A 12,154-nucleotide genomic window follows, 5' to 3' on the forward strand; every position below is an offset into this window, starting at 1 on the left:
CACCGCTTCCTGCCCAGAGCCAAAGATATGTGGCCAACTATTTCAGGAGAAGTGGTGCAATTTACGAAAAGCGGTAGAAAGACAGCCTATCCGCCTATTAACTCCCGTAAGGTTAGTACCTGATTGTCCCAGAGCTCAGCTAGTTGTTCAACGTCTCCTACATCTGTATAGTCTACAACACGTAAGAATTGTTCCTGCGTCAACTCACCAGATTCAATAGAGAAGTCAATGTAGCTGTAGTCGTGGGGCATTCCTTTGCCAGTACCAGGGAAGGTAAACCGAACGGACTTGTTCATCCGGTGGCTTGTCATTTCAGCAATGTGCTCCTGGTTGTCCCAAATGAGGTTATACTTCCGCTCTCCTATTTGTTTAGCAGCATCACATAACCATTGTGCTAAGCCAGAGGCTGTGCTTAGGTAAGGATACAGCATCTTAGGTGATGCATTGAGAGAATACTCTCTTACAAACTTAATTTTACTCATAGACAAGAAAGCATAAAGGTAAAGGGCGTTAGTCGTTTAGGTCGGGGGCGGTATATGGTTCTCAAGTAAAGGAAAATATTTTATACAAAAAAACTTGTGTGATTATAAATCTTTCTCCTACATTTGCACCACAATTCGGCGGGGTAGCTCAGATGGTTAGAGCGCAGGATTCATAACCCTGAGGTCGGCAGTTCGATTCTGCTCCCCGCTACAAAACTTCTAGGTTCTTTTAACAAAAATGCCTTCAAACTATCTGTTTGAAGGCATTTTTGTTAAATCACTCTTATAACTCATTCCACTTCCAAAGCCTTAGTCTCTTCTCAAATTACTTGACTTTCAAAGGCATAACTTCCTTCTTTCAGGTAACCTGAAATCAAAAAAGGCATACATAATTGCGACCTGGTGTGAGACAGATTTCCTATTGCAATGAAGGAGTAAGGATCTGAATCTAGGGCATGTTTATGGTATAGGTTAAAAGTCTTACTACTGCATCCCTTTATGACATCTCCTCAGGTGTTGCTTAGCTGAAATATGGATGACTTCCAAGCATCCTTCAAGTACTGAACTATTAGTTCTGAATGCTCCGGTGTTCTGTGCCCTTAAAAGAAAGCTGTTGCGTAATCAAGCATCAATCTATTTTGATTGGTTACCCACTACTTCCAATTCCTCATCTTTAGACTTCCTATTTTCTCTACCCCTTCTAATAAGCTTAGCTTTACTCTTCCTTTTGCTTTCTATTTTATAGAGCAATAATCTCAAGGGAAGATTTTTGTGAAAGAAGTCCATGACTAACGGGAAGTAACTTGCATTACTTAAAATGAATAAACACTCAATCACTTCTTTGCATCCAGCCATTAAGGCCTAGCAAAACGTCAACAGAACGAAGTACTTCAAGAAGCTTTAATTAAAACCAAATTTCAACTTTGTACTTCTCTGTGTAAACGAGATAAGTTAGAGGGAAGAATAGGTTATTGATTGAGTATATTTTAACTGAATAATTAAAAATGTAATCATACCCCTCTATTTAACTTTGAAATAAAGGTTCTATTATTAACAGGGCTGATTGGCTGTAAAGACCGATATAAATAAAAAAGTTATAAACGGAATAAATTAAAGTTTATCTATTTAGCTCCTGCTATTGAAAATTTAACATTTATATAAACTGAAATCTAAATAAGTATGAACAATCTACTATACAATTATTTTATAAAATCATATTAATTTTCCGTTGAAATTTAACATAAATGTAGTTAACTTCATTATACTCTGTTAGGGGGATGAAAGAAGTTCTAACTCAACAGTGTAAGACTTTGGAGCGCAAAAATTTTCGCTTTCTACAGTTTTCAAAATGACACCTCTCTCTGCCACAGTTAATAAATGGTAGAGCTTTTACACCGGTATCCCCCTCTTCAAGGCTCCACAGGCTGACAGTCTTATATCAAGACTGATCTAGAAAACAAAGTTTAGCTGTTGAACAATTGAGTTTGTCTGACCACTAAAACAGTTTTTCATCCACTTCATCAAAATAAACGAGAAAGAAGAACACAACACCCACCTAACACACAATTTATATCTCGTCAAATAGAGGTATAAGCCGCTGCACAAACCTTCCATGAATGGTCACATCCATTTCTGGGCTGGAATCACTTTGTGATTTTGTACCTGAAATCCTAAAATCAATCCCAACATTAAATCAAATCAAAATCATGGTTAACTCTTACAATTGTTCAGTCGCAACGGAAAACTTCCAGAATTTCTGGCGTTACGTCTTGACGGTTATGACTTTTTTCCTGTTTGCAGGGAATGTTTTTGCTCAAACTGTTTCCCACCCTCGGTGTACAAAACCTAATGGGGATTTAGATCCACCTCATTGCGTTTCTCAAGATTTACAAGTTACAAAAGCTTTTTTGACTGCAGATCAATGCTCCTGCACTAGTGGGCAAGTAACTGCAGATCTAAACTTTAATTTATTCAATAAAACAGGTTCCACAAGAACCTCTTTTGCCGTTTTTGCGATTTTAGTGAAGACAAATCCTGATGGCTCTACCCAGGAAGTTTATTTTAAAGATTGCGTTAGTCCAGTACCCCCAGGGGAGACTTCAACTATAACCTTCAATGATGCAATTACTTATACCTGCGGGCAGACTTTAACGCTGACTGATGTTTATCTAGCTTGGACTGACGCATCTACAGGTGACAACAGACAATGCACAGAGTTGAAAGACAATTTCTGTAATATAGATCCAAAATGCGGAAGACCAGCTGATATTGTTATCATCCCACTCCTTTCAGCTAATGCCACAGCTGGAACAATTAATTGTCATGGCGGTACAACTACATTAAATGCAGTTGCTTCTGGCGGAGTTGGTCCTTATCAATACAGTATTGATGGTGTTAACTACCAGTCATCACCTAACTTTACAGTTGAAGAAGGTTCTTATTCAGTTTATGTCAAAGACTCTCAATCTCCAAACCCTTGTGTAGCTACAGGTGGACCAGTAATCATTTCTGAACCAGCTGAGTTGGTGGCAGGAAGATCTGCCGGAACAATCTCTTGCCATGGAGAAACCACCACCTTGACCGGTTCGGCGAGCGGAGGAACAGGAGCTTACCAATACAGTCTTAACGGTACCACTTGGCAGTCAAGCTCTAACTTTACGGTTACAGCAGGCACTTATACGGTTCAGGTGAAAGACGCCAACAACTGTATTGATGCGGCTGACCCGATCACCATAGGCCAACCGGATGCACTAGTAGCGGGAAGGTCAGCCGGAACTATTGCTTGTCGCGGGGGAACCACAACCCTTACCGGCTCCGCCACTGGAGGTACAGGCGCTTACCAGTACAGCATCAACGGTACCACCTGGCAGAACGACCCGAACTTTACGGTGGCCGCAGGAACCTATACAATCCATGTCAAGGACGCCAACAACTGTATTGATGCGGCTGACCCGATCACCATAAGCCAACCGGATGCTCTTGTGGCAAATGGTGTTGTAGGTGCCCCTATTACTTGTCACGGAGGTACAACAACCCTAACTGCAAGTGCAACAGGTGGAACAGCACCTTATAGATTTAAATTGAATGATGGAGAGTATCAATCTTCTCCGAGTTTCACTGTGGGTGCAGGTACCTACACGATTCATGTTATAGATGCTAATAATTGTACAGACGCTTCAGATCCAATCCCAATTACTGCTCCTGATGTAGTAGTTGCTGGGCGATCTGCTGGAACAATTGCTTGTTTTGGAGGTACTACCACCTTAACCGGCTCGGCAAGCGGTGGAACGGGGCCTTACCAGTACAGTATTAATGGCACTGATTGGCAGCCTGACCCCAACTTCACTGTGAGTGCGGGAACCTACACGATTCAGGTTAAAGACGCCAACAACTGTAGAGATGCTGCTGACCCTATCACTATAGGGCAACCTGCTGAACTTGTTGCAGGTGGCCGTGCTGGAACCATTAGCTGTTTTGGTGGATCTACTACATTGACTGCCTCTGCTATGGGAGGAACAGGACCGTATCAATATAGTCTTGATGGCGTAAATTGGCAATCAAGTGCTACTTTCACAGTAAACGCAGCAAGAAGCCCTTATACAGTTCACGTAAAAGATGCAAATGACTGTAGAGACACTTTCGGTCCAATTGCCGTTACTCAGCCTAACTCTTCTCTTCAATTAGGACCTTGCTCTAAAACGGACGTTACTTGTGACGGCCCAAATACTGGTTCCGTCACCGCGGGAACTGTAACTAACGCAGTAGGCAATGTAAGCTACAGCTGGATTAACTCTGCAGGTATGGTTGTTGGAAATAGTCCTACAGTAAGTAACCTACCTGCCGGAACCTATACTCTTACTGTAAGGGATGACTGCTTCACCAGAACTTGTACAGTCATTATCAATCCAGCCACAAACTGTATTCCTTTACAAGGTTGTACTCCTGGTTACTGGAAAAACCATCCTGAAGCATGGGGTTGTGGCTATGCACCTTTTAATAACTTCTTAACTACATTCGGAATTTCCAATCGTAGAGGACTCAATCAATCTCTGACTTTGGCAGGTGCTCTTGATTTAGGAGGTGGAAATTACAATGCTTTGGCACGTGCATCGACAGCCGCCCTACTTAATGCATGCCATCCAGTAGTTAATTATCCGTATTCGACAGATGATATTTTAAGGGCTGTAAGAGAAATGTTTATGAATGGAACTACAACATTAAATGGAGTTACATACACAAGCGCAGAAGCACTTAAAAATGAGTTAGACAGAGCAAATAATCTTGGCTGCCCGCTTAATAATCAAAACGCTGTGATAAGATCCACTAGCTCTTCTTCTGTGGTAGCTTCTGGTAAAACCTCCGCTGTTGGCCAAGGTATAGAACTCAGTGCATATCCTAACCCATACACTGAGTCTGCAACCATCAACTTTACTCTTCGTGAAGCGGGAGCATACACTTTGGAAATCCATGACATGAATGGCAGGGTTGTTAAAAAGGTAAGTGTTGGAAAAGCCGAAGCAGGAAGAAGCTATAGCTTCAACCTTGACGGAAGCTTGCCATCAGGTATCTACATTGCCCGCCTGAAAACTGGAAAAACAACTAAAGTGATCAGACTCATGCATAGAAAGTAGTCTTGGATAGACTCCTTTGAAATACAAAAAGGCCGGGGCAAATGCTCCGGCCTTTTTGTTATACACTAAGTGTCTTCAGGAATAAAGTTCTTTTAAAAGATAAACGAACTTATGTTCACTTTCAATCCCTAAGCTTTACTTCAACTTATGGTTAAATACTTACTACTGTTTGATGATTTTCTTCACCTCAGAAAATCCTTTTGCTCTTAGACGTAGGAAGTACATGCCATTGGTAAGATCTTCCAGAGGAATGGTTTGGGTGACCTCCTCCGAAGTTTTCTTCAGAGTACTATGCTTTATCACTTTGCCAGCCGCATTGATGAGTTCCAAACTTACCTCACCTGTGATCTGCTTTCCAATTTGCACCTGAACTTTGTCAGGGGTTGGGTTAGGGTAAATATTCCATTTAATGGCAAATGCATCTTCCTCTGAGCTGATAGACGTGGCAGACTGTACTTGTGTCATTCCGCTGCCTATCTCCAACCAATTGAAGTTCCAGCCGCCGCCTCTCACATAAAGTTGCAGTGTCTGGGTTCCTGAAACCAGGTTAACCGGAACGCTCACCGTCTGCCAGTTCTGCCAGCCGCCAGTGTTAGGCACATTTACTGAGCCAAGTACGGTTCCATTAGAGTTACGCACTTCAATGGCACCTGTGTTGATCGGCGAAGCTACCCGCAGGTTGATGGTGTAAGTTCCGCTAGAAGATACATTCACTGAGTAGTTCATCCAGTCATTGGGGTCTATATAGCTTAGGTTCTGCCCACCGCCCACGTCTGAGGTGTTCTCCACCTGCACGCCGCTCATGTTCGTGTAACGCTCGGCCTCTATTCTGGTGGAACTACCAATCACACTTGCATTTTCGGTATCAATAGGATGCTCAATGTAAGAAGTAACCTTTAAGCCGTTACCAGCTGCGTTACCTTGGTGCATACGGTACGTTAGCTTCTGTCCAGATACCCAGTTGGTCTGCAGAGAAAGAGTCCAGGTGGTACCACTTCCAGTCATGCTAGTTACAGAATTACCGGCTACTTCATAGCCTGCAACACCAGACTGTGTGACAGCTTTATCATACGTGATGGTCAGCTTATTGCCGCTGGCCTTCACAGAAGTGATTTGTGGTGGAGTTGGATCGATGAACGGAGACGAAACATTCTCATTTGCTTCATAGATGTTGATCAGTTTGGTACCCAAGTTATAAGAGAAACCATCTGCACCCGTTACGGTAACCCCACTGATAGAAGCAGAGCTGTTTACCAATAAGGACATGTCTCTTAGTTTATTCCGATCAGAAACTTTAGACAAATCCAGCGTGATGGTTAAGGTATTTCCTGAAAGTACCTCAGATTTCACCACGTTTTCTTTAGTCTCAAAGTATTCAGCAAACTCCTGAGCGCCCGCTATCCAAACTTTGTCATTGTTTGAAGGGTGATTTTTAACGTAATCTATAAACTGTTTAAAGTATTGCACCTCACCTGCTCCACCAGGTCCGTGAGAGAAGGCGTGAGCCATAATCTTGTTGCCGTTTGCTGCAGCAGCAAACATACCATCTACCCAACTATCGGCACTTCCTAAGTCAGCCTTCCACATGCCATCCATGTTAAAGCGGGAAACCAGCAGATGGTTCGTGTTCATGCTTTGGATAATGGCACGGTCATTCCAGTTTACAAAGGCATCATAGCCATCTCTTGAAGCGGCAACTCCAAAGGTACTTCCAACAAATTTGTAACCCTCTTGCATCCAGGCAGAAACGAACCCTTCGTCTGCGGTGGGGATTACACCAGTTCTGGTTCTATAACCTGTATTTTGGAAGATTTCTTTCTCAAGGTCCTTGATCTCTTTGTAGCGGTGGAACCCACCATGGCTATCGGTATGGTTCATTAAGTCAAACCCGCTCTTTACCATCTCAATTAACTGCGGATATTGCGTGTAAACCGTGTTACCAGTTTCATCTCCCCTGCCATTAATGGCAAAGCTCCATTTATAGCCTACAGAGTTACCGGCCCCGTCTGTGTAAGTAACCTTAGGGTAGGTTTTTCCATCAATGGCTGTTCCGCCATTCAGCACTTTATATACCAGGTTATAATTACTTAAGTGGCCATCATCAGACACAAATAAGAAACCAAGAGACTTGTTGTACTTCATGTCAGCAAAAGAGGCGCTTGCCGAAGTAGGTGTGGTGGCAAATTGAACTTGAACTGTGATGCTGCCTGTTGAAGAAGGCGCTTGAGCAAGAGTGGTGCTGGTGCTGGTGCTGGAAGAAGACACGCCCTCAAACCAGTTGAAGTTCCAGGCGCCCTTCCTGGCGTAGATGCGCAGGGTCTGCTCGCCGGCCGGTAGCGTGACCGTGGTCTTGAGGGTGGTGTAGGTTTGCCAGCCGCCCGTGTTGGGCACGCTCACCGAGCCGAGCACGGCAGCCGCGGAGTTGCGCACCTCGATGATGCCGGTGGTGCTGGTGGAGGCCACGCGCAGGTTGAGGGTGTAGGTGCCCGCAGAGGCCGCGTTCACCCGGTAGTCCACCCAGTCGTTGTCGTCCACGTAGCCCAGGTTCTGCCCCCCGCCCGTGTCGCCGGTGGTCTCCTTCTGCATGCCAAACATGCCGTCGTAGGCCTCCGCCTGGATCAAACCAGGGAAGGACTTGGCCGTGGAGACGATAGTAGTGTTGGTAGAGGTTGCTCCCTCAAACCAGTTGATGTTCCATCCGCCGCTCTTTACGTACAGTTGCAGAATCTGAGTCCCGGAGGTCAGCGCCACTGGCACACTTACCGTCTGCCAGGTCTGCCAACCACCTGTGTTGGGCACGGCCACAGAAGCCAGAGTAGTGCCAGCTGAGTTCCTAACCTCTATGGCGCCGGTGTTGTTAGGGGAAGCCACGCGCAGATTTATGGTGTAGGTACCCGCCGAAGCCACGCTCACAGAGTAGTTCATCCAATCGTTTGCGTCAGTATAGCCTACGTTCTGCCCCCCACCCGCGTCACCGGTGGTTTCTTTTTGCACACCAAACATAGCGTCGTAAGCTTCAGCCTGGATCAAACCAGGGAAAGCCTTGGCTGAAGTGGTGGTAGAAGCCGGATTTACTACCTGTTGCTGTGATACATTGTTTGCTGCTAAGTAGCCAGAACCAGCAGGCTGAGAAGCCGTGATAGTTGCTGTACCTGCGGCCACAATGGTAGCCATCCATTTTCCTGAAGCGTTTGATACTGATACTACACCCGGGTTTGCAGAAGTAAAGCTAATTGGGGTGCTGGTGTTAGTACTGGTAGCAGTTAACTCAAATGAAGGATTACCTACTGTACGCTCGATCAAGGCAGGGAAAGTGATAACTGCTTGTGATTGAGTTTCAGAGCTGGAAGAAGACACGCCCTCAAACCAGTTGAAGTTCCAGGCGCCCTTCCTGGCGTAGATGCGCAGGGTCTGCTCGCCGGCCGGTAGCGTGACCGTGGTCTTGAGGGTGGTGTAGGTTTGCCAGCCGCCCGTGTTGGGCACGCTCACCGAGCCGAGCACGGCAGCCGCGGAGTTGCGCACCTCGATGATGCCGGTGGTGCTGGTGGAGGCCACGCGCAGGTTGAGGGTGTAGGTGCCCGCAGAGGCCGCGTTCACCCGGTAGTCCACCCAGTCGTTGTCGTCCACGTAGCCCAGGTTCTGCCCCCCGCCCGTGTCGCCGGTGGTCTCCTTCTGCATGCCAAACATGCCGTCGTAAGCTTCCGCCTGGATCAAACCAGGGAAGGACTTGGCGGTTGAGGTAGAGGTTTGGGTTACCGTAATAGATCTGGTCACATTTTCAGCAGCATTGTACCCCGAGCTCGCCGCTTGTAAAGCGGTAATGTTAGCAGTACCTGCCCCTACTACTGTTGCTTTCCATATACCCGTAGAGTTTGAAACAGAAACTATAGACGGATTAGAAGAAGTAAAGGTGATAGGAGCTGTGGTGTTGGTACTGGTGGCGTTCAACGTAAAGTCTGCATCACCTACCATTTTATTTGCTAAAGCAGGGAAAGTAATAATTGGGGTCACATTAGCCGTAGGAGCAGTAGTAAAGGTACCGCCAATCTCCAGCCAGTTGATGTTCCAGCCGCCGCCCCTTACGTAAAGCTGCAGGGTCTGCGTACCAGCAGCAAGGGCCACAGGGGCGCTCACCGTCTGCCAGGCTTGCCAGCCACCCGTCTGCGGAACGTCCACTGTGGCCAGTACTGCGCCTGAGGCGCTGCGCACCTCGAAACGGCCGCCGGTGTTGCCTGTGGCTACCCGGAAACTTACGTTGTAGGTGCCCGCCGAGCTCACGCTCACTGAGTAGTTCATCCAGTCGTTGGTGTCAATGTAGCCCACGTTCTGACCACCGCCCACGTCTGAGGTGTTTTCCACCTGCACGCCGCTCATGCTCGTGTAACGTTCGGCCTCAATTCTGGTGGAGTTTGCTTGTGTGGAAGAGGTAACTTCAAAGCTTTGGGTTACTGCTGGAGCAGCGTTGTAAGTAGTATTTCCGCTTTGGGTAGCTTCAACAGTTACAGTACCCGTTCCGGTAAGGGTTAACGTATTTCCGCTTAAGGTGGCTGGTCCGGAAGTCACATTGAAAGCTACCGTTAATCCTGAAGATGCTGTGGCTTCTAAAGTGACAGTTGGACTTTGCTCAATGGTTTTTGCTCCTATGGGTGCAAAGGTGATGGTCTGGTTTTGCTTTGTTACAGAACTGGTGGTAGCCTTGAAGAAGGATGGGCTTGTATTAAGCGTTAGTCCGGTTGGTGCGGCCTGAGTTATAGCGCCTGTGGTTCCAAAATCCCACTCGAAGCGGTCTAATTTAGATATGTTTAAAGAAGATGGGAATGAATAAGGCTGGGTATAGTTTTCAGTTTTGTCATTAGGGTTTTTGGCCCATAGAACGTAAACTAATTCGGTGCCCTTTCTGAAGGCTCCTCCTTCTACTCCAGCTGGTAAGTTTAAGGCAGCTGTTTGCCCAGCGTCATAACTGAAACCTAATAAGAGCTGAGAAGTAGTTTTTATTCCGCTTCCCAACTGTGTAAATTTTTCAACTCCTGGAGCGTCTCTTGTCAGGTTTTCATAAAGCCCCATGAGTCCGTATTCAACATTACTAGATACCAAGTCATTGACACCGGGAGCAGTAACATTTTCGCCTACTCCATAGATGTGTATCTGTTTGATTTCATTCTTTTGGGCAAGCACCATGGCTTTGATACCAAAGTTGCGTTGCATCTCATCTGAACCGTACCGCCAATCATTGGTGCGGCGGCTGATGTTGGTTTCAGTAACGATGTAGTGCTTTTTAGGGTAAGTGGCCCCGTTATACCCGTATTTTTGTAAAACAGCTTCAAAACCATTTTTATGGTTGATCACCTGGGCAGCAGCATAGTCTGAGTTCCGCAAGTATTTGAACCCTCCTATGGAGTTATCCCATACCCGCAGGAAGAAAGAAGGATACACGTGATAGCTCACCATGTCAAAGTAAGCGCCGCCTTTGTGTGGGAACTCGCTGGTAACGGTACCACCGTTAGGGTTATCTGTGTAACGCAGCAGAGCGTCAAGATAAGTAGAGTGGCCAATACCGCCCGGAGTTACGTGATCATCTGGGTTATACTTCTTTACCACCTCCCATGTAATGCGGAGCATGCGGATGTAGTGTGAGAAGGGCGCCTGAATGTTTTCCATCTCACCAGGAAGGGGCGCTCGCGTCAACCAGTCGGTTGGGTTGTTATTTCCTATGTCTGGCTCGTTGTAAACCTCCCAGTTCTTTACGTAAGGTCCATACGTTTGCACCAATTTGAAAACGTAATTAGCATAGTAGTTATTAGGGTTTACAGTACCATCTGCATTCCAGATGGGCACATATAAGTTGGCAAATACTTTAGAGGAAGTATGAGCCCCAGGGTAAGTAGTTTTATCACGGTGCGCTTCTGTAGGACCTTCAATAAAACACGTAATTTCCTTCATACCCAAGGTGTTCGCGTAGTACTGAAATTCGCTTAACCTTACATTATATCCCCAGGTATCAACAAAGGTCTCTGGCAAAGTAGGCCTGATGGAATTACCCCCGGCTTTACTGACTAAACCTGCCAGATTTCTGTCATTCCAACCATTGGCATAATACCCCATATTACTACCATATCCGAAGATAGCAGTATAAGGAGTTACCCTTTCGTTAGCAGTTGGCTGCTGAGAGAAAGCCGAAAAAGAACTTAAAAAGAGTGATAAGGCAATGAATGAGCGTAAAAAACCTAATTTCATTATTTAAAGTTGTAACCAATGATGAGATAGGACGTTTAAAGCAAGTTGCGGAAACGAATTCTGGACAAAACTACTTCAATTAATTTTTAAATAAAATTTCTGTTAACACAATATTAATATTGTTAATTCTATATATAACTTATATTCGTATACTTAGCTTAGGCATCATCCTAAAAAGTCCTATTTTTATATAATAGAAACAGCTTCTAAAACATTTAAACTCGCCTTTCAAAGTGGCTTGTACAATTCATATTTTATTTAGATTTATTTAAAAACAGCTTTAAATGAAAATATTTTTTTTATCGGTACTTTCTGATTGATAAGAGTTTATAAATTTTTATATCTGTCAAAAAATCCCTTTGCTGAAAACAATTACCTCACTATTGCATTATTCCTTATTATACATAATGTAAGTAGCTGATTTTCAATGTAGTATGTACATGATATGTAAATACATTACTTTGTATACACTCGTTAATAATAGAAATCAATACTTATTGATTATTTATTTTTAATTAGCCATTATCATTAGATTAGAGGATGACCTTGTGGCATAAAGTTTCTGGTTCCTTTTTTAAATCAGGGCAGGAAACGACTTAGAATTTTAGCCTATTAAATAAAATTTAACCCTAATTTACTCTGATAGCGAGCATACCTTGTCCTATGCTGCTCCTGGTTTTACAAGAAGCATGTAGATATTATAAGTACCTACTTCTACATTGCTGTAAATAAAAGGCAGAGTGTTGAAACATTATATAGATAAAGGCTAAAGGAGAAATAGTTGATAAGAACATAGCTTATGTCTAC

The 12,154-nt window shown here is 44.7% G+C and carries 3 protein-coding genes and 1 tRNA gene; 2 read left to right on the forward strand and 2 right to left on the reverse strand.

The window, feature by feature from the left end:
• Positions 1-86: 86 nt before the first annotated feature.
• Positions 87-482 (reverse strand): START-like domain-containing protein, encoded by a 396-nt coding sequence (locus DC20_RS18755; RefSeq protein WP_062545234.1) that lies wholly within the window; start codon positions 480-482, stop codon positions 87-89.
• A gap of 137 nt (positions 483-619) precedes the next feature.
• Between DC20_RS18755 and DC20_RS18760 the strand changes: the two genes are divergently transcribed.
• A tRNA-Met gene (locus tag DC20_RS18760) sits at positions 620-693 on the forward strand.
• Positions 694-2,098: 1,405 nt separating this feature from the next.
• Entirely contained in the window at positions 2,099-5,113 is a 3,015-nt protein-coding gene (locus DC20_RS18765) for a T9SS type A sorting domain-containing protein (RefSeq protein WP_062545235.1), read from the forward strand.
• A gap of 162 nt (positions 5,114-5,275) precedes the next feature.
• On the opposite strand, the gene DC20_RS18770 is transcribed toward DC20_RS18765, so the two are convergent.
• The gene (locus tag DC20_RS18770; RefSeq protein WP_062545236.1) at positions 5,276-11,347 is read right to left on the reverse strand and encodes a carbohydrate-binding protein; all 6,072 of its coding nucleotides are present in this window, start codon (positions 11,345-11,347) and stop codon (positions 5,276-5,278) included.
• Positions 11,348-12,154 lie beyond the last annotated feature (807 nt).

It is taken from the genome of Rufibacter tibetensis (assembly GCF_001310085.1).
Lineage (GTDB): Bacteria > Bacteroidota > Bacteroidia > Cytophagales > Hymenobacteraceae > Nibribacter > Nibribacter tibetensis.